Origin of the sequence: Advenella sp. S44 (assembly GCF_002810445.1) — a bacterium.
In the GTDB taxonomy this organism is placed as follows: domain Bacteria; phylum Pseudomonadota; class Gammaproteobacteria; order Burkholderiales; family Burkholderiaceae_B; genus Advenella.
Window position 1 is genome coordinate 89,206 of the sequence record NZ_NEXS01000010.1, and the last position, 20,260, is coordinate 109,465.

Sequence of the window (20,260 nt, forward strand, 5' to 3'; positions counted from 1 at the left end):
AGCGCGTATGAGTATTGGTGCAGCTAACGGAAAAGGGGGAAAGGGAACGGGACAGGACTGAGACGGACAAGTCAGAACGGACAGTATAGGAAGCAACAATATAGGAAGGAACGGGCCAGGGACGAACGGAACTGGATCGGCCAAGATAGAAACGAACTGGATAAGGACACAATGAACGGACGCGGATCCAATAAACTTCAAGCAAGCTGCGCTGCCACGATCGAGAACGCAGACTGGTGCGCACTTGAGTATTCACTAAACCAATACGGCAATGCGATCTTGCCAGGCCTGCTGGCCGCTGACCAATGTGAAGCGCTCGCTGCCGGCTATGACCGCGAACAAGCCTATCGAAGTCGTATCGTTATGGCCCGTCATGGATTTGGCCGCGGTGAATACAAGTACTTTGCCTACCCGCTACCCGCCGTGCTGGACCAATTGCGTCAACGACTCTATCCGCATCTTGCCCCAATCGCCAATCGCTGGAGCCAGCAACTCAAATTAAATGTGCATTACCCACCAGCGCTGGATACGTTCCTGGCGCAATGCCATGCTGCCGGCCAGACCCGGCCCACCCCGCTGATACTACAATATGGGCCAGGCGACTATAACTGCCTGCATCAGGACTTATATGGCGACCATGTTTTTCCTTTGCAGGTGGCGATTCTGCTGTCTGCACCAGAACGGGATTTTACCGGCGGCCAGTTCGTCATGACGGAAACCGCCGCAGCCAGCCAGCGAGCAGAAGTCATTCCGCTGCAGCAAGGCGATGCGCTTATTTTCACTGTTAATCACCGACCTGCGCCCGGCAAGCGCGGTGGCTTTCGCAAAGTCATGATGCGTCACGGCGTGAGCGTCGTGCACAGCGGCAGGCGTAACACATTGGGAGTCATTTTCCATGATGCCTGTTAGGCGAATCGCTTCCTCAAAGGCGTTCCCATGACTACCCTCACACACAGAATAAATCAGCTGGACTGGGCTCGCATCGCGACTGACCTGGACGACGAAGGCTACGCCCTGCTGCCCGGATTGTTGTCCAGGGCTCAGGTTCAGACCCTGGCCAACCCATTAAGCGACCAGATCAGCGAGCCGTTAAATAGACAGATAAATGACCTGGCGCGACACCACATTTTGTTGACACCGTGCGCACCGGGCGGCGGCCGGCTGTGCTTTTTTAATGACCCAATGCCAGAGGTGCTCGCTATTTTGCGCAAGCAGCTCTATCACCATCTGGCACCCATCGCTAGTCGATGGAACAACATACTGGGGCACGGCCACCACTATCCCGACACACTGGCGCGCTTTCTTCAGTCTAACAGCAATGCCGATCAGAACAAGCAACTGTCGCATCTGCACCGATTACAGGAATCAGAGTATATCGCCCTGCATCAACGCAACAACGGCAAGCTCGTGTTCCCGTTTCAAGCAGCACTGCTGCTGAGCGATCCGCAGCGGGATTTTCGTGGTGGCGAGCTGGTCATGACAGAACAGCGTCCACGCATGCAGTCACGCCCCATTGTCCTGTCGCTACGGCAGGGTGATGTCGTCATCATGAGCACAGGGCACCGTCCCTTCAAGGGAAGCAAGGGCTTTTACCGCGTCAATATGAAACATGGCGTCAGTCGTGTACGCAGCGGCCAACGCATTGGGCTGGCGCTTTTTTTCCATCATGCGCCCGATAACGACCATGGGCAACTGCATATTCAGGGCACACGACTTGACGGCGATCTGTCCTGATGGCAAACCAAGGCAAAGCAACCGTGCCGGCAAACGATAGGCCTGATTGATATAGACCGCTGTTGGCGATGAGCTTTACTGATGATGAGCTTTACTGATGATGGCGTCGTCGAAGACGAGCGTGGTTGAAGGTTCGGCGTATCAAAGGGCGACTGTGTTCAATTGTGCCACAGTCAGGAGTATTCAACCGCTTCGGTCGGGATCCCCCTGGGTCTTATTATTCTGAATAAGGCACGAACTCGCCTGATTCGGCATCGCGTATAAACAGCACGCCTGTAGCGACACCGAAATAAGCACCGTGCAGTTGCAGGGTCCCGGCCTCTACGCGTTCGCTTACCGCCGGGAATGTCATCAGGTTAGCCAGACTGTACTCGACGACAGCCCACTCCAGCTGCCGGATCCAGCCCTGGCTATCTGGCGTGGGTGGCCCGAGCCGGTCTACAACCGGTGCAATCTGCGACATCCATTTACCGATGAAATTGCGCTTGGTCAAAGGAGCTGCCTTGTTGGCAAAGGCTGCGACACCGCCACAACTGGCATGACCCAATACGACAATATGTTTGACCTGTAGCGCATTGACGCCAAATTCAATGGCGGCACTGGTGCCGTGATACGACGTTTCGACATCGGGCTCACAGGGCGGCACCAGATTGGCAATATTACGCACCACGAACATTTCACCCGGACCTGCATCAAAAATGGTCTCGGGAGCCACCCGTGAGTCCCCGCAGCCGATGACCATGATTTCGGGATGCTGGCCACTTTGTCCAAGCTGTTCATATCGGGCGCGCTCGCGTTCAAGCCGGCCATGAAGAAAAGAAACATAGCCGTCGGTCAATCGTGGGGGGAACATATTCATCCTGCGTTCAAAATTAAAAGTGTGATTATTTTACTCTTATTTTTTTTGCTCCCAGGGTGCCAAATGCCCTATCGGTTCATCAGAAACCATGAATATCCCGAATGAACGCGAAAAAAATGCCGGTCAAAGCACAAAAAACCACGAAAAAAAAACTTGACAGCACCGTTATCGCGGCTATACTTTGAATCATCAAGGGGAGTAGCTTCTTCCGCCGCATCGTCATTACGGCTGTCATGCAATTATTCGCAGACGCCCGGTGCCCGGGCAACATCCATGTTGCAGCAAGACCTTGCCATCAAGGGCAAGGTCCATCTTCTGATAGTGAATGGCCTGTGTCCTTGCGGATCAGGCCGTTTTGTTTTGTCTGATGCTCCTCTCAGTCTTCCGGTGTGCCTTTGGGTTTCACCGGCATGGCAGGCGCCCGATCCGTTCCATTCCAACATTCAATTAGACGGATTCATGGTGAATTATGCTTGAACTATTACAGACACTAAGCTGGACAGCAGTCTTCCAGATTATCATGATCGATATTCTGCTTGGCGGCGACAATGCCGTCGTCATTGCGCTGGCTTGCCGCAACCTGCCGGCCAAACAACGCATGCGCGGTATTCTTTGGGGCACCGCCGGCGCCATTGTCCTTCGGGTCGCCCTCATTGCTTTCGCGCTGACATTGCTGACTATACCCTTCCTGAAAATCGTCGGTGCCCTGCTGCTACTATGGATCGGCATCAAATTGCTGATTCCGGAAGAGGATGCGCATGGCAATATCCAGGGCGGCACAACAGTTTTCTCTGCTTTCAAGACGATACTCATTGCCGATTTTGTAATGAGCCTGGACAATGTCATCGCCATTGCCGGTGCGGCCCAGGGCGCGAATCCGGAGCACCAGATCGGATTGGTGATTTTCGGCCTGATCGTCAGCGTGCCTATCATTATCTGGGGTAGCACAATTGTTCTGAAGCTGATTGACCGTTTCCCAAGCGTCGTGCTGCTTGGCGCCGCACTGCTGGGCTGGATTGCCGGCGGCATGCTAATTACCGATATCTTCATTGTGGAACGTTTTGGTGAGCCTTCGGCAACGGTCAAGCTGGCTGCGGAAATTATCGGCGCAGTGCTGATCGTGGTGGTGGGACGCACAATCGCCAAACGTAAAAAAGCAGCGGCCCTTAGCAGCATCTGATACTGCGTTGTGCGCGCAAGGGCTTGTTTTACAAGCCTGATCACGCACAACGGATCTCGGCCATTAAGACCGGCCGCAATCCAATAACCAGGCCGATAGCGCTAAGTGCTTCGGCAAATCACGGCCGTTTTCTACTATGACATCTGCATTAGTTCAGATGTCATTTTTTTGCATAAAACCTGCATTTCTGGCCCATGTCGATGACCAAACGGTTGAATGCACTCAGTGACATCTGCATGACTTCAGATGTCATTTTTTTGCCTGAAGCCTTGCTCTATTGGCGCATGCTAATGGCCAGACGGTTGAATGCGCTCATCAAGGCAATGGCAAAACTCAAATCGGAAATTTGCGCATCGCTAAAATGCAACTTGAGCCGCTCAAAATCATCATCTGGCGCGCCCGTGCGATCCACATGCGTGAGCGCCTCGGTCCATGCCAGCGCCGCACGTTCGCGATCATTGAAGCGATGGCTGGCACGCCATCCGGCCACGCTATCGAGCTTGGCATCGGTGATATCCCCGGTTCGCAGTTCCCGGGTATGCATTTCCAGACAAAAAGCGCAGCCATTGATCTGTGACATGCGTAACCATACCAACCCGATCAGTTGCTTGCCAAGGCTGCTCTTTTCCACCGCCTTTTTGGTAGCCTGCAGGCCTTGGTAAGCCTCGGGTGACAGCGTCCAGTACGACAAGCGAAGGGTATTCATATAAACAATCTCCGGATAAGGGCCGACCGACGCTGGCAATCACATCCCATGCCTAAAGGCCTGCGAAATGCGCTCGCGCCGGGCCAGCAAGTAAAGTGAGCACTATAGCGAAGCGGTGGCCCGGCGCACAGGGTCAAGAATCAACAAATGCAATAGGCCATGAATGTGCCCAGGCCACGTACTTTCGATGACTAAATATGCCTCCGGTTGCATATTCACTTGAAAGCATATATCATTGAGCCCCTTAAGATGCACGCAACAGGCATTTTTAAGATTGCCACACTATGATGCTATTGCTGGGGGAATCCCGATACGCAAGATCGGGCCCGATACCGCACCCATGCACGTTTCTTTATGCAAAGGCCAAACCATGCCCAAAAAATCCTGCAAAGAGTCGATGCCTTGTTCTGATCGCCAGGCAGGCAAAGACCAAAAGCGTTCACGACCGGAACAACTGCCGGCGCGGGTTGTTGGAACGCTCAAAGACTTGCGCAAGGCAACCGGACACACCCAGGAAGACCTGGCCATCGCACTGGATATCGGTCAGGGCACGATCTCGCGCATAGAGAAACGCAGCGACATGCTGGTGTCCACTTTGCAGCACTACATCGAAAGCCTTGGCGGGAAGCTGCAGATCGTGGCCACATTTACCGACCGGCCCCCCATTTTGGTGGAACGGCTGGGCAAGAAAATACCACCCCATCAAAAAGGGACTTCTATGAATTCACAAGCTATGACAGCTGCTGACACCTGATACACCATGCAAACGCTTTCTACTCCTTATTACCTGATCGATAAATCTGCCCTGCTGCGCAACCTCCAGGTTATTGATTACATTCGTGAGCAATCCGGCGCCAAAGTACTGCTGGCGCTCAAATGCTTTGCCACCTGGTCAGTGTTCGATCTGATGCGCGAACATATGGACGGCACGACATCGTCATCATTGTATGAAGTCAAGCTCGGGTTTCAGAAATTTGGCGGCGAGACGCATGCCTACAGTGTGGCGTTTGCAGACCATGAAATAGATGAAGTGATTGCCAATTGCGACAAAATCATTTTCAACTCAATAAGTCAGCTGACACGCTTTGCGTCAGCTGCAGCCGGCAAGCCTGTCGGTCTGCGTCTGAATCCGGGTGTCAGTTGCGCCGGCTTTGACCTGGCCGATCCGGCCCGCCAGTTCAGTCGACTAGGCGAGACCGACCCGGCGCGTATTCTGTCGGTGCTCGATCAAATCGATGGAGTGATGATTCATAACAATTGTGAAAACGGTGACTTTGCACGATTCGACCAATTGCTCACGCAGGTGGAAAACAATTATGGCGCCATCCTGCCTCATCTTAAGTGGGTCAGTCTGGGCGGCGGTATCAGCTTTACGGCAGCAGGCTATCCGCTGGACGCGTTTTGCGAGCGGCTGCGCCAATTTGCGCAGCAGTATAACGTTCAGGTATACCTGGAGCCCGGAGAGGCTGCTGTGCGTCACAGCACGACGCTACAGGTGAGCGTTCTGGATATTGTCTTCAATGAAAAGCATCTAGCAATTGTTGACAGCTCTACCGAAGCGCATATGCTGGATCTGCTGATTTACCGGGAAACCGCGCCAGTCGGCGATGGCAACGGCGAGCATGAATACACAATCTGCGGTAAAACCTGCCTTGCGGGAGATATTTTCGGCGAAGGCCGCTTTGCCCAGCCCCTGAAAATCGGCGATCGCATCGCGATTGGCGATGCCGGTGGCTACACTATGGTGAAGAAAAACTGGTTCAACGGCATTCATATGCCTTCCATTGCCATCAAGGATAAAGATGGTTCCGTGCGCGTAGTGCGCGACTTTTCCTTTGACGACTACGTCAGCAGCCTGTCCTAGGCCAGCGCTGTCTGTCATTAAAAAACTGGGGGATTATCCAATGAAACGCAACGTACTTATCATCGGCGCCGGCGGCGTCGCCCACGTCGCAGCACACAAATGCGCACAGAATAATATTTTACTTGGCGACATTCATATCGCATCGCGCACCGTGGCCAAATGTGAAGCTATTATTACCTCTATCCGCGACAAAGGCAGCAAGCATGGTCCGGGCCGCCTGCAGGCGCACGCGCTGGATGCCCTGGACATTGAAGCGACCAAAAGGTTGATCCGCGAAACCGGCAGCCAGATTGTCATCAATGTTGGCTCGCCTTTTCTGAACATGTCAGTCATGAGCGCCTGCATAGAAACGGGCGCAGCCTATCTGGATACCGCCATTCACGAGGATCCCGATAAAGTATGTGAAACGCCTCCCTGGTACGGTAATCATGAATGGAAACGACGCGATGCCTGCAAAAATGCCGGCGTCACCGCATTGCTGGGCGTTGGGTTCGATCCCGGCGTTGTCAACGCCTATGGCCGTTTCGCGCTGGACACCTATTTTGATCAGGTTGACTCGATCGACATTATCGATATTAACGCCGGCAGCCACGGTCGATACTTTGCAACCAATTTCGATCCGGAGATCAATTTCCGTGAGTTCACCTCTACCGTCTGGTCATGGGAGCAGAACCGCTGGAAAGCCAACCATATGTTCGAGCACAGCAAGCAGTGGGAGATGCCCGTGGTTGGCACGCACACGACATACCTGACCGGACATGATGAGCTGCATTCGATGTCAAAACACCTGGGCGTTCCCAACATCCGCTTCTGGATGGGCTTTGGCGACCACTACATCAATGTTTTCAACGTCCTGAAAAACCTGGGTTTGCTGTCGGAAAAACCGATACGTACTGCGGAAGGGGACGAGATTGTTCCCCTCAAAGTGGTCAAGGCGGTGCTGCCGGATCCCGCATCTCTGGCCCCGGGATACACGGGAAAAACCTGCATTGGTGACCTGGTCAAGGGCACGAAAAATGGTGTGGCCCAGGAAGTACTTGTCTATAATATTTGTGATCATGAAGAAAGCTACGAAGAAGTCGGCAGTCAGGCTATTTCGTACACAGCAGGCGTGCCCGTTGTTGCAGCCGCCATGTTGATTGCAGATGGCATATGGGATGTCGGACACATGGTCAATGTAGAAGAGCTTGACCCGGCGCCGTTCATTGAGCTGATGAACCGGATGGGACTTGTGACGCGGGTGTGTGACGCCAAAGGCGATCGGGTGCTGGAGCCGCAAAAGGAGCTGTTGATGCTGGACAAAGAAGCAGCGGCAGACGATGCGGTAGCGTTTGACTATTTTTCCGAAGAGCAGGCCGTGCTTGCAAAAAACCCGGCATCCCATCAACATGACATGATGACAGGGCGCCAAAGCCTGACCGGCTGATTATTTGGCAATAATATCCATTCAGTAAAGAAAGCGTCGACCCCCAACCACCCATGCCGGGGTTGACGCCGTGATTCGCGGGACGCATTGCTCATTCGAATGAAGGGTCAGTTCAATCCTCAACGCTTCATACGCGTCCGGAAGTGACCGCTGTAACAGCGCCAGTTGACGCACAATGGGCTCCGATTTTTTTGAGCCGATTCCAGATATCCCGCCCCGCTTTTGTCTTTCGTAGAGGTCAATCTGATAGCTAAACACATCGTTATCGATTGACGATACGCTGGTACGCGCAGCTCTCCTCCTCAGGCCACCGGCTATAGATGGCGTACGGGGGCGGGGGAGAGCCATAATGACGCTCACAAGGCCGAGCGGATCGTAGACCCAGTGCGCCGCAATGGTCCCAAATATTTTTCGACAGCCTGTGCCTGGGTAATCTGGCCAGCAGGAAGACTTATATTGATCGCGGCCAGTGCCTTGCCTTCCAGATCTTTCACGGTAATAGCCAAACCGCAAATCGCTTCATCTAGCTCTGCATCGACCCACGCATATCCCTGCTCTCTAGTCCGCTCGATTTCAGCGCGCAGCTTTTCACGGTCGGTAATAGTCTGGTTCGTCAGTCGCTTAAGTGGTGCGGTATCAAGAAAACCGTCGATAACTTCCTGCTCCGATTCGGCCAGCAGCGCCCGCCCCATGGAAACCGCATTGGCCGGCAGACGGCTGCCCAGCGTCGGACTGGATCGAAGAATTTTATAGGTCGGGATTCTGACTACATAGACTATCTCGTTTCCATCTAGGATCGACATCGCGCATGATTGCTGAATGGATTGGGACAACTCCTCCAGCTCCAATTGTGCCTGCCGCCAAAACGGCAAAGAGTAAAAATAAGAAAGCCCTAGATTGAGCGCTTTGGGCGTGAGTGCGTACCCTCGCCCCACGGTACTGGTATAGCCGAGATCTGTCAGCGTAAGCAGGTAGCGTTTGACAACTGACCGACTCAATCCGGTATCTTCGGCAACACCCGCGATATTCATCCCCAGTTTGCTGCGACCCAACGACTCAATCACCTGCAATCCCCGTGCAAAGGTGCGCACGAATGACTCACTATCCGGACTCGCCATATTCCACTCTCCTGCTCATTCATTTAAAGCCGTCTAGCATACCCGACAGCCCCGCCCAATAGAAGCAATAGGCCCATCTGTATGGTCATATCGGGCATCGTATCGTCCACTTTTTTCTTGAAATGCAAAACAAATGTGTATTTATACCATTGACACGTCCGATAAAGCTATCTAGAATAGTTCGTACAGCGGTTATCAACAACCGCCTAGCGGTTGTTTTAAATAACAGCATATTTCGTTCATTCATACCGGAGGCATATATGGAATATAAGTACGACACCGATTTTTGGGCAGGCAATACAGCCCGGAAGATCTGGGACGATATCGTCCCCGGTGCCCCACGCGAGACAATCCCGTACACCCTGACAAAGGAAGCGATCCACAAATTATGTAAAGCAACAGGCGACATGAATCCTTTGTATGTGGATGAGGACTACGCCAAAACAACCAAATGGGGAGGTCTGATCGCACCACCCTCCATTCATGTATTGCTCATGTTTTCATGCACGCCCAACGACGACTGGATGCGCAGCCCGGGAACGATTAACGCAGGCCAGTCTTGGAGCTACAACGTGCCGGCCCGTCCGGGAGACGTCATTACGTTGCAAGCCCGCGCGCTAGACAAGTTCATCAAAGGAAATCGTTTATTTGCCATTCATGACAACGTTTTCTTTAACCACAACAACGAAGTTATTTGCTCCGGCCGTGGCTGGACTATCCGACCGATGTAAGGAACAAGACATGGAAAATACATTCGACATCAAAGAAGGCCTGCAAATCAAAGGAACGCCCTTTGCACCGACCCGTGAAACAATCTGGGAATTCTGCGAAGCATCTCTGGATTACAACCCCCTGCACTGGGATGATAAATACATGGAGTCGGACTTTGGCAAGACAAATTTCGGCGGAATCATCATGCATGGCATGTCCAACTTCAGCCTGATCACCAAAATGATGACCGATTGGGCATTGCCACTTGGCGGCACTCATCGCCGTTTGGAAACACGCTGGAAGTCTCCAGTGAAACCAGGCGACACGATCACTCCCAATGGGGTAGTCAAAATTATTAAGAAAACGGAAAAAGCCCACTGGGTTGTTGTCTCAGTTGCAGTAACAAACCAGCAAAATACGCTCGTGGCTGAAGGAGAAGCCATGGTGGAATTTTCTGACGCTTAGAAGCGTAAAACCCGTGCCGTCTACCTGACGGCCCTATTCTTATTCTGGAGACACGTCATGAAACAAATAATTTATATAGTCGGCTGGGTATTTGCTGCTTTAGCGTGTACCGCCGCAGCGGCAGCCAGCTATCCCGATAGAGCTGTGACCATCGTTGTTCCGTTTCCTGCCGGCGGCACCACAGACGTGCTTGCCAGGCACTTGGGCAAAGCGTTGTCCGAAAAATGGGATCAGCCAGTCGTTATTGAAAACAAAAGTGGTGCCAGCGGCACGATTGGATCTGCGGATGTTGCCCGTAGTAAGCCAAATGGATATAGATTAATGGTTACTGCCACACACCATATCATTAACCCCACCTTGCTCAAGGACACGATTCCTTATGACACCAAGGCGGCATTCAGCAATATCGCCATGGTAGCGTCAGTGCCTAATGTATTGGTCGTCAATAAAAATTTCGAGGCAAAAACCGTACAGGACCTGATCAAGATAGCCAAAGAAAAGCCGGGGTCGATCAATTTTGGTTCCGCCGGAATAGGTGGCGCCAACCATTTATCCGGTGAGCTGTTTGCACACATGGCGGGAATTAAGTTAACCCATATCCCGTACCGCGGCGCTGCCCCTTCCCTGAACGATCTGCTGGCCGGCCAGATACCGGTGATGTTCGATTCGGTGCCAGGTGTCCTGGCCCATATCCAGTCCGGGGCCTTGCGTGCACTTGGCGTGACCTCAAAAGAGCGGGTCCCTCAACTTGAGGATACGCCCACGATTGCCGAGGCTGGGGTGAAAGGCTTTGAAGCCGTCTCAATTTTCGGCTTATATGGACCAAAAGACATCCCGGGCGCTGTGCTGGAGCAAATTTCAAGCGATGTCAGGACTGCTCTTCAATCTGAAAACATCAAAAAGCAATTTGCCACGCTGGGCGCAACACCGGGAAACATGCCACAGCCAGAATTTGATGCTTATATAAATAAGGAAATCGATAAATGGTCGGAAGTCATCCAGCAGGCCAATATCACCCTTCCGAAATAACAGAATTAGTATTAACAGGATAAAACACCATGTTGAAGAATATTCTTAATCAGTCTGGAAAAGGCAGCGACGATAAGGCCCTATCAAATATCCGTGTGCTCGATCTGACGCGTATTCTTGCCGGGCCTTGGTGTACACAAAATTTAGCCGACCTCGGGGCCGAGATAATCAAGATCGAACGGCCGGGAAACGGCGACGATACCCGAGCCTGGGGCCCTCCTTGGCTACCTGGTCAACAAACGGATAGGCCTGCAGACTCATCTTACTATTCTGCAGCCAACCGCGGAAAGCGTTCATTGACACTTGATATCACTACTGAGCAAGGCCAGGCACTGATCAAACGGCTGGCCAAAATAAGCGACGTATTTATAGAAAATTTTAAAGTCGGAAACTTAAAAAAATACGGGCTGGATTACGAATCCATACGTAAGGAAAATCCCCAAATCATTTATTGCTCTATAACAGGCTTTGGTCAGGATGGCCCCTATTCGCATCGACCCGGTTACGATTTTGTATTCCAAGGCATGGGCGGAATGATGAGCATCACCGGAGAAAAAGACAGTCTTCCGGGCGGGGGCCCTCAGAAAGTGGGCATCGCCCTGGCCGATATCATGACCGGTATGTATTCCACTATTGCGGTGCTAGCGGCGATCAATCACCGAAACAAATCGGGTCAGGGTCAATATATCGATATGTCACTGCTCGATTGCATTGTGGCCCTGGGCAGCAACCAGATTACGGGCTATTTTTCCAGTGGCAATGTGCCTGCAAGAATGGGAAACGCCCACATGAGCCTGGTCCCCTATGGTGTTTATCCCACACATGACGGCCACATCATCATCGCTATCGGCAATGACGAGCAGTGGCAACGCTACTGCTCCGTCATCGATCGTCCTGATCTTGCCAGCGACGACGGTTTCACCAAAGTCACGGGCCGCATAGTCAACCGGGAGCGCCTTGACGTCAATCTGAATCAAACCATGCAAACCCGCAGCTCAGCCGACTGGCTGGAAGAGCTTGAGAAAAACGGTGTACCTTGCGGTCCCATCAACAACTATGAGCAGGTATTCCAGAACGAACAGGTCATCCATCGCAAGTTAAAAGTCGATCTGGAACGCGAAGATGGCGCCCGTATCAGTGCCGCCGCTTCCCCGCTGCGATTGACGAGTACACCCCCGACTTACGACCTGCCTCCTCCTATCGTTGGCCAACATACAGATGAGATATTGCAACAGCTATTGAATGTCGACGATGAGGAGCTGGCTCAATTACGCAAATCATGCGTGATATGAGCAGCGCGTAAATCCAATTTTTGAAAAGAGAGATTTCATGAGCAATCTGATGCAAGACGCCTTTATTTGCGACGCTATTCGCACGCCCTTTGGACGCTATGGCGGAGCACTGTCCACGGTGCGCACCGATGACCTGGCCGCCATGCCCATTGCGGCCCTGATGCAGAAAAATGAGCAGATTGACTGGTCGGCAATCGATGATGTCATCTTAGGATGTGCCAACCAGGCCGGCGAAGACAATCGCAATGTCGCCCGCATGGCCACATTATTGGCAGGCCTTCCGGTCCAGGTGCCCGCCTCTACACTGAATCGCCTATGCGCTTCCGGGCTGGACGCCATTGGTACAGCGGCTCGCGCGATCAAAAGCGGGGATGCACATATGATGATTGCCGGGGGTGTCGAGAGCATGTCGCGTTCACCGTATGTCGTGGGCAAGGCGTCTACCCCGTTTTCCCGTCAGCAACACATGTTCGACACCACGCTGGGCTGGCGATTCGTCAATCCGCTGATGAAACAGAACTTTGGCATCGACTCAATGCCTGAAACTGCCGAAAACGTTGCAACGCAATTTGGCATCTCCCGTCAGGACCAGGACGCGTTTGCCTTTCGCAGTCAACAACGAGCAACCCAGGCGATCATTGCCGGCCTGTTCGACAAGGAGATTATACCCGTTACCATTTCCAACAAAAAATCTGAACAGACCATTGTCACTCGCGATGAACACCCACGTGAAACAAGTTTGGACAAGCTTGCACAACTCAAGCCAATTGTCAGGAACGATGGCACCATCACCGCCGGAAATGCATCCGGAGTCAATGACGGCGCATGTGCCGTGCTGCTTGCCTCTGGCGATGCATCAATAAAATATGGCCTTGAGCCCAGAGCCCGTGTCGTTGGCATGGCTTTCGCAGGTGTTGAACCCAGAATCATGGGCTTTGGTCCTGCGCCTGCCGTACGCAAGGTGCTTGCCCTGACCGGTCTGCATATAAACGATATTGATGTGATCGAACTCAATGAAGCATTTGCCGCGCAGGCGCTGGCCGTGACACGTGATCTCGGCTTGGCTGACGATGCGGCACATGTCAATCCAAACGGCGGCGCCATTGCCCTGGGCCATCCGCTAGGCGCGTCCGGCGCCAGATTGGCAATGACGGCAGTCAACCAGCTACACCGGAGCGGCGGACGCTATGCACTTTGCACCATGTGCATCGGCGTGGGGCAAGGTATTGCACTCGTGCTGGAACGAGTGTGAACGATCGCAGCGACATGGGAGCAGGCCGTGATTAATAAAATATGCGACAGCGCGCTTGAAGCTGTCAATGACATTCCCGATGGGGCGACGATCCTGGTGGGGGGATTCAGTGGCGCAGGCGTACCGGACCTGCTTATCAGCGCGTTACTCGAGCATGGCGCGACAGACCTCACACTGGTCCACAACAATGCCGGCAACGCTCTGCTGGGCGTGGCCAGGCTCCTGGCCGCGGGTCGTGTCAGAAAAATGATATGTTCATTCCCCCGCTCCTGGGAATCTCATGTTTTCGAGGGCCTGCATCGAGAGGGAAAAGTTGAGCTGGAGTGCGTTCCACAAGGCACGCTCGCTGAACGGCTTCGTGCGGGCGGCTCAGGCCTGGGTGGAATATTCACACCGGCTGGCTTCGGTACTGATTTAGCACACGGCAAAGAGACCCGTGTGATCGGAGACCGTGGCTACATTTTTGAACACGCCTTAACTGGCGACTTTTCTTTGGTCAAGGCACGTCATGCCGACCGGTGGGGCAATCTCCAATACCGCATGACTGCACGCAACTTTGGCCCGGTCATGTGCATGGCAGCAAAAACCACCATCGTAGAAGTCGACGATGTGGTTCCGTTGGGCATGATGGACCCCGAGACCATTGTGACATCGGGCGTTTTTGTTCAAAGAGTGATCAATATTAAAAAGGCAACACAATGAGCGAGTGGCAAACTGTTTCTCGAGAACATATGGCAAGACGTGTCGCGCAAGACGTTTTCCCCGGCGCAGTGGTCAATCTCGGTATTGGAATGCCTGAACTGGTGGGAAACTATTTTATGGCGCAGGACGAGATCATCGTCCATACTGAAAACGGCATTATCGGATCCGGCCCGATTGTTGATGGCAGCCTGCAAGACTTTGACCTGATCAATGCAGGACGCAAGACAGTCAGTCTCGCTTCCGGTGGCCATTTTGTGGATCATGTGGATTCATTTGCGCTGGTGCGCGGCGGACATCTTGACATCACCATACTTGGCGCCTTTGAGGTGTCCGCTGCGGGAGATCTGGCAAACTGGTCCACTGGCGCAGACGCAAATTTGCCGTCCCCTGGCGGGGCGATGGATCTGGTCGTGGGCGCGCGTAGTGTATTTGTCATGATGAATCTTTTTGGAAAGAACCAGCAACCGAGGCTCGTTGAGCAATGCTCACTGCCATTAACAGGCGCACGCGTTGTAAAACGTCTTTACACAGATCTTGCTGTCTTTGCGCTTTCAGGCGCTGCTCCCACCGTGCTGGAACTGGCTCCAGGAACAAGCCTGGATGAGCTATCGAGGCGATTGGGTTTTGCACTGCAGCCAGCGCCCGCTGGCATCGGGAATTATAGCTGCTGAAGCAGGCAGACGACTGCCGATGCCGGGGTTGAGCGCCAGAATGCGCTTGATATGAAAACTCAGCTTCCACCCCCTGCCGGCATGAAGAGCAAATACCCCGACACATAGAAAAAGGCTGATATTCAGCCTTTTTCTTTATAGAGCCTGATCAACAGGATCAGTAGTCAAGTGCCACACGACGGCGGGCTGGTGAACTATTACACCCCTACCAGCCGCATCGCCTGCTCCCGATCCGCTACGGTGGCATACTTCTGCTTCATATCAAACAGGTTCGCCTCATGCGGTGCCAGGGCACGATCGCCCACGCAATCGGCGACCACCAACGGGCGAAATCCCAGTTGCATGGCATCCACCACCGAAGCACGTACGCAACCACTGGTGACAGCACCTGCAACCAGCAGGGTTTTGACGCCGCGCTGAGTCAACCAGGCGGCCAGCGACGTGCCGAAAAACGCCGATGGCACATTCTTGCGTACGATCAGCTCGCCCTGCGCCGGTGTCAGTTGCGGCACAATCTGGCTATTGGGTTCATTTTCAAGTAAGCCCAGCATGCCGGGAACTTTAATACTGAAAATATTATTGTCGGCGCCATCGTCTGCATACACAATGCGACTGTGAGCCACAGGCCAGCCTTGCTCGCGCGCTGTTTGCAGCAGCTTCTGCGTGTTCTCGATCGCCTCGGGAATATTGCCGCCGCCAAACACGTCGGGATCAGCAAAGCCGTTGACCAGGTCGATGATGAGCAGACCATAGGGCGCAATGGGTTGAAGCTCTGCGCCAAAGCCCTGTTGCTGATAGACCGAATCGTCCTTACTCATTACCGCCCCCGTCCAGTACCTTGCCGTTACGCACGACATCCACGCCATCCAGTTTGACCGTGCAGTGACGCAAGGGAATATCAATATGGCATGCCGTGGTTCGGCTGCCGCCCGCCTCGTTGTTGGGGCCCAGGGAGAACAAGAAATTCCCCTCGAAGGCGCGTGCATCCATGCCTATCGTGTTTTCGCGGTCATACAGACCCAGTGTGGACCAATACGCACGCGGTTGCAGTCCCCAGCCGATATGGGAAATGGCGTAGCCTTCCGGATCGTTGAAGGACTTCATGTATTCATCCAGCAACTGGGCATCGATGCCGCCTTCTATACGGGTGGCGTAACCCTGTTCCACCGTCAGGATAATGGGATCGGCAACGTATTTTTTCTGGGGCAATAAGATATCGCCTTTATCAATCACAATACGCCCTGTGGCCCCGCCTTCGTTCGGCCAGGTCAAAGTAAAGCCGCTGGGCCAGTGGTCCCAGCGCCCGGGCTCATCAACATAACCATACTCGCTGATTGCCGGAAACTCACCCAGCGGGCAACGCAAATCGGTGCCAGCCTCGGAAGTGATATGCATTTGCTGCGATTTGGCAATCAGCGCAGAGGCCGCTTTGACGCGCTGGCGGTCTGCTTCGATAGGCACTGTACGAACCAGAATTTCCGGTGGTTCCACGGCCAGCAGGATTTTGGTGCCGCTTTCAAGAATTTCACTTTGTTCTGGTGAAAACAGCAAGGTCATCAGGTCCAGCACAAGATCGCTGGCCTTGAGCGCAGCAATGGCCGCCTTATTGCCGGTCAGCGGTGTGGTGCCCAAATAGGCCAGCGCGTCGCGGCTTAATGCTTTTTCTGCGTTGACCGGCGGCAAATCCAGCCGATTAACAATAGCGCCCTTCGAGTGCGCTGCAATGGTTGCGCAAGAGAGGGTTTGCGGATGCGTTGATGTGCTGGTCAGGATCGTAACGGTCTGCCCGGCTTCAAGATTGGACAGGGTCAATACCTTTTGCCATGCCTCGATAAGTTGGTAATCGCTTACTGCCATAATAGTCCTCATGAAAGTGCGTGCTGCCGGCCTGGCCCGCAGCACGGGTGCGGCAGGCTCAATCGAGCCGGGCTCCCAGGAAATCGCCAAAGGCGGCATAGAAGCCGGCCTCGTTATCCCAGGGGATCATGTGTCCCGCATCATTGACCCTGGAAACCGTCAGCCCTGGAATCAGTGCCGAGATTTCCTGGACGTCTTCATCAAGGACTACATCGCCGCGCTCTGCCGTCATTAACATGACCGGAACCTTGATTTGCGGGAAGTTGGCGTGGACGTCATCATTCTGAAAATCATTGAAGCTTTGGATAATGGCTCGCTCATCGCAGGTATGCAGCCATTGGGCCCGCAGTTGCAGTTGTTCTTGCGTCCAGGTGGGGCAAAAGGCGCGCATCGCTTCGGCGTCGCACCCCTTGCGAGCCATGGCCATGGAATCGACATACCAGGGCAGTTTGGCCGGATAGGCGCGGCGGCCCGGACCCGAGACCGGCGGGTCTACCATGACCAACGCCTCAAGACCTGCAGGGGCACTGCTGGCCGCACGTGCGCCGATACGCCCGCCCATGGAGTGACCGATCAGGATATAACGGCTCAGGCCCAGGGCTTTGGCAAACTCAACCACATCGGCAGCCTGGGCGTCCAGACCGTAATCCAGCGTATCGGACGCCTCGCTCAGGCCTCGGCCCCGGACATCCAGTATGTATGTGTCGAACTGGCGGGCAAAGCGCTCTCCAACAAACCCCCAGGTCACCGCCGGGCTGGTAATGCCCGGAATAATGATGACCGCAGGACGATTCGCCCTTTCACCTTCGTTACCGCCATAGCGCAGATAATGCTGCCGGATACCATTGGCCGATATATTGGCGCCATATAGATAATGACTCATTCAATCTCCCTTAAATAAAAATTACGTGCCGGCCAGCGCAGGTATTGCGCCGTTCAGACCGGCCAGTTGCAGCGCCTCGCGTACGACCTGGGGCGTAAACGGCGCCTGGTAAAAGCGCAAGCCACAGGCATCGAACAAGGCATTAGCCACGGCGGATGCGCCGGGCACCGAGGCCGACTCACCGGCCCCCATGGGCGGCTCATCCTGCCTGTCCATCAATACGACCTCAATAGGTGGAACGGCAGTAAAGTCAATAATTTTGTAGGCACCCCACTCTGCCTGTACGGTGCCGTTGGCATCGAAACTGACCTGTTCATACAGGGCCCGGCTGAGCGCCTGGATCACATTGCCATGCAATTGGTGACGTACCCCCGCAGGATTGACCATTTGCCCGGTGTCCTGACCAACCACGATATGGTTCAGCCGGATCTCACCGGTACGGGCATTGACGCTGATATCTGCAACCCATGCTGACCAGGCTGCACCAAATCCGGGAAACGTGGAATGAATATAGCGGGCGTAAGATACACCTCGTCCGTGCAGCCATCCATCAGCATCGGGCGTTCCCCTGCTGCCGGGCTTACCGGGCTGCCAGCGCGCCCGCTCGCCCACAGCCAGCAGCAACTCCTGGGCGCGCTTGTCGGCCGATAGATTTTTCACGCGAAATGCCAGCGGGTCGGCCTGCGCCTCGAACGCCAGTTCATCAATAAAGCAGTCATGGGCAAATGAATTGGGCAGTGCCGAGACCCCCCGAAGCCAGGAGGCGCGCACAATGGTTGCCATATCGTTGCAGACAATTTTCTGGCTCGGATAGTCATAAGGCGGCACTGCGGTGCGATCACCCATTTGCAGACTGCGTGGCAACGCCGGTTCTTTGCCCGTAAGCAACAGCGCCAGGAGCGGTCCATCGTTTGATGGGTAATGCGTAGTGAAGTCGTAATGCCGCAGATTGCCTTGTGAATCAATCGAGCCCTGCACGTCCATCAGCTGCGCAGCACCCTTGGGTTCCCAGCCATGCTCCTGCTCGCGGCTCAACTGCACACGAACCGGGACACCGGCGTGCTGTGAAAGAAGCAGTGCGTCGGCACAAACGTCATCGGCACAATTGCGGCCATAGCAGCCTGCAGCCTGCAGGCGGATAATCTCAATCTGCGCTTCGTCAAGACCACTGAGCTGGCTCAGATGCACTCTTAACATATGCGGATTTTGCGAACCGGACCAGACCCTGACATGACCGGCGCCGTAATCTGCAACAGCGCATGAAGGCCCAATGGATGCGTGCATCTGGTACGGCCACACATAGGTTCGTTTCAAGTCGGCTTTGGCCAACGGCAGTGGCACGTGCTCGGCTTGCGTATCCTGCAAGATGCGTTCGGTCATAGGCTGGCGCCGGATGGCCGCCTGCAGGTCGCGCAGATCTTCAAGCGCTGGAATCGGCTTCCATTGGACTTTGAGCGCCTGCGCCGCACGGATGGCATGTTCTTCGCGGCGCGCCACCACGCCAATAAAATCGCCTTGGACGATGACTTTGATATCGGAACTGATGTGCTGCACCGAAGCCGTGTCAACGGCGATCAGACTGTGGCCGATGAAGCTGCCGGTGTCACGTCCGACATACGGAGGACGCACCACACGGGCATGCCACATGCCCGGCACGCGCACATCATGCACATACTCGAAAAGGCCCATCGCTTTGGCAGGAATATCCACGCGAGGTTGCGATTGCCCGACAATTTTCAGCGCCTCGGGCGGCTTGACCCGGACCTCGTCCTGCAAATACTCGCGGTATTTTTTGCCTTTGAGCAAACACCAATAGTCAATAGCATGTCCGTGGGCCGATCGGATTTGCCCATCAACGACAAACAATTGCGCAGCACTGACATTCCACCTCTTTGCCGCCAGATCCACTAGAATATGGCGGGCCTGCGCTGCGGCACGGCGCAAAGGCTGGGCAGTAATCTGAATGGAAGCACTGGCAATGGTCGGCCCCTGGTTGGGCGAGGCATCGGTGTGCCCCAGCACCATCTGGACCGCGTCCATTGGCACATCCAGTTCATCGGCAACAATTTGCGCCAGCGCAGTCTGGATACCAGTCCCCAGATCAACATGTCCGCAGAAAGCCCTGATCCATCCCTGCTCGGAAACCGCCACGAATATATCGTCATACGCCTGCAAATAGGAAGACACAACGCCGGGCTGTCCCGGCGCAGGCGGCGCAGGCACGGCAGGTGTACGCAATATCAGCAACGTGCCGACAGACTCCAATAACCGTTGTTGCTCTGTGCGAGGTGCCTTATACATTTTTAGCAGGTATCCGGATCATGCGTGTTTGGATAAAAGGGTTAACTAAAGTGTACACGCTATATAGAAATGATTAAACAGGAAACACCGATCTTGCAAAAAATCGGGAACAATGCATAATTCGCAGTGTAAACTCTCGTTATATTTCGGAAAAACTAGTGAAAACCCGCGAAAATAACAAGTTGATACATGCTTGCCCCCTAACGCGAA

At 54.0% G+C, this 20,260-nt stretch carries 20 protein-coding genes; 13 read left to right on the top strand and 7 right to left on the bottom strand.

Translation table 11 applies throughout. The features are described from left to right. Positions 1-171 precede the first annotated feature (171 nt). Together CAP48_RS16900 and CAP48_RS16905 are read left to right on the top strand one after the other, a co-directional pair. Entirely contained in the window at positions 172-909 is a 738-nt protein-coding gene (locus CAP48_RS16900; protein WP_100698873.1) for a 2OG-Fe(II) oxygenase, read from the top strand. Between the two features lie 27 nt (positions 910-936). After that, positions 937-1,734 carry a 2OG-Fe(II) oxygenase gene (locus tag CAP48_RS16905; protein WP_100698875.1) on the top strand — a complete coding sequence of 266 codons (798 nt, stop codon included), beginning with the start codon at positions 937-939 and terminating at the stop codon, positions 1,732-1,734. Between the two features lie 217 nt (positions 1,735-1,951). On the opposite strand, the gene CAP48_RS16910 is transcribed toward CAP48_RS16905, so the two are convergent. Next, complete coding sequence (locus tag CAP48_RS16910) at positions 1,952-2,587, bottom strand: carbonic anhydrase (RefSeq protein ID WP_100698877.1); 636 nt, start codon at positions 2,585-2,587, stop codon at positions 1,952-1,954. Positions 2,588-3,062: 475 nt separating this feature from the next. On the opposite strand from CAP48_RS16910, the gene CAP48_RS16925 reads away from it, so the two are divergent. Beyond that, positions 3,063-3,773 carry a TerC family protein gene (locus tag CAP48_RS16925; protein ID WP_100698883.1) on the top strand — a complete coding sequence of 237 codons (711 nt, stop codon included), beginning with the start codon at positions 3,063-3,065 and terminating at the stop codon, positions 3,771-3,773. Positions 3,774-4,047: 274 nt separating this feature from the next. Here CAP48_RS16925 and CAP48_RS16930 read toward each other — a convergent pair whose 3' ends face one another. Continuing rightward, complete coding sequence (locus CAP48_RS16930) at positions 4,048-4,479, bottom strand: carboxymuconolactone decarboxylase family protein (RefSeq protein WP_100698885.1); 432 nt, start codon at positions 4,477-4,479, stop codon at positions 4,048-4,050. Positions 4,480-4,849: 370 nt separating this feature from the next. On the opposite strand from CAP48_RS16930, the gene CAP48_RS16935 reads away from it, so the two are divergent. Genes CAP48_RS16935 through CAP48_RS16945 form a run of 3 tightly spaced genes read left to right on the top strand, consistent with a single transcriptional unit; the run spans position 4,850 to position 7,769 of the window. Further along, positions 4,850-5,233, top strand: coding sequence for a helix-turn-helix domain-containing protein (locus CAP48_RS16935; protein WP_100698887.1), 384 nt, complete (start codon positions 4,850-4,852; stop codon positions 5,231-5,233). Positions 5,234-5,239: 6 nt separating this feature from the next. Then, entirely contained in the window at positions 5,240-6,343 is a 1,104-nt protein-coding gene (locus tag CAP48_RS16940; protein WP_100698889.1) for a carboxynorspermidine decarboxylase, read from the top strand. A gap of 40 nt (positions 6,344-6,383) precedes the next feature. After that, a complete protein-coding gene (locus CAP48_RS16945; protein ID WP_100698891.1) occupies positions 6,384-7,769 on the top strand; it encodes a saccharopine dehydrogenase family protein in 1,386 nt (461 codons plus the stop codon). A 356-nt stretch (positions 7,770-8,125) separates the two neighbouring features. On the opposite strand, the gene CAP48_RS16950 is transcribed toward CAP48_RS16945, so the two are convergent. After that, positions 8,126-8,887, bottom strand: a complete 762-nt coding sequence (locus CAP48_RS16950) for an IclR family transcriptional regulator C-terminal domain-containing protein (protein WP_100698893.1) — start codon at positions 8,885-8,887, stop codon at positions 8,126-8,128. A 260-nt stretch (positions 8,888-9,147) separates the two neighbouring features. Between CAP48_RS16950 and CAP48_RS16955 the strand changes: the two genes are divergently transcribed. Genes CAP48_RS16955 through CAP48_RS16985 form a run of 7 tightly spaced genes read left to right on the top strand, consistent with a single transcriptional unit; the run spans position 9,148 to position 15,009 of the window. Continuing rightward, positions 9,148-9,618: a MaoC family dehydratase gene (locus CAP48_RS16955; RefSeq protein ID WP_100698895.1), complete on the top strand. Its 471-nt coding sequence runs from the start codon at positions 9,148-9,150 to the stop codon at positions 9,616-9,618. A gap of 10 nt (positions 9,619-9,628) precedes the next feature. Further along, complete coding sequence (locus tag CAP48_RS16960) at positions 9,629-10,063, top strand: MaoC family dehydratase (RefSeq protein WP_100698897.1); 435 nt, start codon at positions 9,629-9,631, stop codon at positions 10,061-10,063. Positions 10,064-10,120: 57 nt separating this feature from the next. Further along, positions 10,121-11,092, top strand: a complete 972-nt coding sequence (locus CAP48_RS16965) for a tripartite tricarboxylate transporter substrate binding protein (RefSeq protein ID WP_100698899.1) — start codon at positions 10,121-10,123, stop codon at positions 11,090-11,092. Between the two features lie 29 nt (positions 11,093-11,121). Next, positions 11,122-12,384 (top strand): CaiB/BaiF CoA-transferase family protein, encoded by a 1,263-nt coding sequence (locus CAP48_RS16970; protein WP_100698901.1) that lies wholly within the window; start codon positions 11,122-11,124, stop codon positions 12,382-12,384. A 37-nt stretch (positions 12,385-12,421) separates the two neighbouring features. Continuing rightward, a complete protein-coding gene (gene pcaF / locus CAP48_RS16975) occupies positions 12,422-13,636 on the top strand; it encodes a 3-oxoadipyl-CoA thiolase (protein ID WP_304529025.1) in 1,215 nt (404 codons plus the stop codon). Positions 13,637-13,663: 27 nt separating this feature from the next. Continuing rightward, positions 13,664-14,338, top strand: coding sequence for a 3-oxoacid CoA-transferase subunit A (locus tag CAP48_RS16980; RefSeq protein ID WP_100698903.1), 675 nt, complete (start codon positions 13,664-13,666; stop codon positions 14,336-14,338). A gap of 29 nt (positions 14,339-14,367) precedes the next feature. After that, the gene (locus CAP48_RS16985) at positions 14,368-15,009 is read left to right on the top strand and encodes a CoA-transferase (RefSeq protein WP_242444540.1); all 642 of its coding nucleotides are present in this window, start codon (positions 14,368-14,370) and stop codon (positions 15,007-15,009) included. A 197-nt stretch (positions 15,010-15,206) separates the two neighbouring features. Here the strand turns inward: CAP48_RS16985 and CAP48_RS16990 are convergent, their stop codons facing one another. From CAP48_RS16990 to CAP48_RS17005, 4 genes are read right to left on the bottom strand one after another with little or no spacing between them, the layout of a single operon-like run. Beyond that, on the bottom strand, positions 15,207-15,827 hold the full coding sequence (locus tag CAP48_RS16990; protein WP_100698907.1) for an N-carbamoylsarcosine amidohydrolase: 621 nt from the start codon (positions 15,825-15,827) through the stop codon (positions 15,207-15,209). Then, positions 15,820-16,866 carry a 2,5-dihydroxypyridine 5,6-dioxygenase gene (locus tag CAP48_RS16995; protein WP_100698909.1) on the bottom strand — a complete coding sequence of 349 codons (1,047 nt, stop codon included), beginning with the start codon at positions 16,864-16,866 and terminating at the stop codon, positions 15,820-15,822. Before CAP48_RS16995 ends, CAP48_RS16990 begins: the two co-directional genes overlap by 8 nt. A 58-nt stretch (positions 16,867-16,924) precedes the next feature. After that, positions 16,925-17,749: an alpha/beta fold hydrolase gene (locus tag CAP48_RS17000; RefSeq protein ID WP_100698911.1), complete on the bottom strand. Its 825-nt coding sequence runs from the start codon at positions 17,747-17,749 to the stop codon at positions 16,925-16,927. Between the two features lie 21 nt (positions 17,750-17,770). Next, the gene (locus CAP48_RS17005; RefSeq protein WP_100698913.1) at positions 17,771-20,050 is read right to left on the bottom strand and encodes a xanthine dehydrogenase family protein molybdopterin-binding subunit; all 2,280 of its coding nucleotides are present in this window, start codon (positions 20,048-20,050) and stop codon (positions 17,771-17,773) included. Positions 20,051-20,260 lie beyond the last annotated feature (210 nt).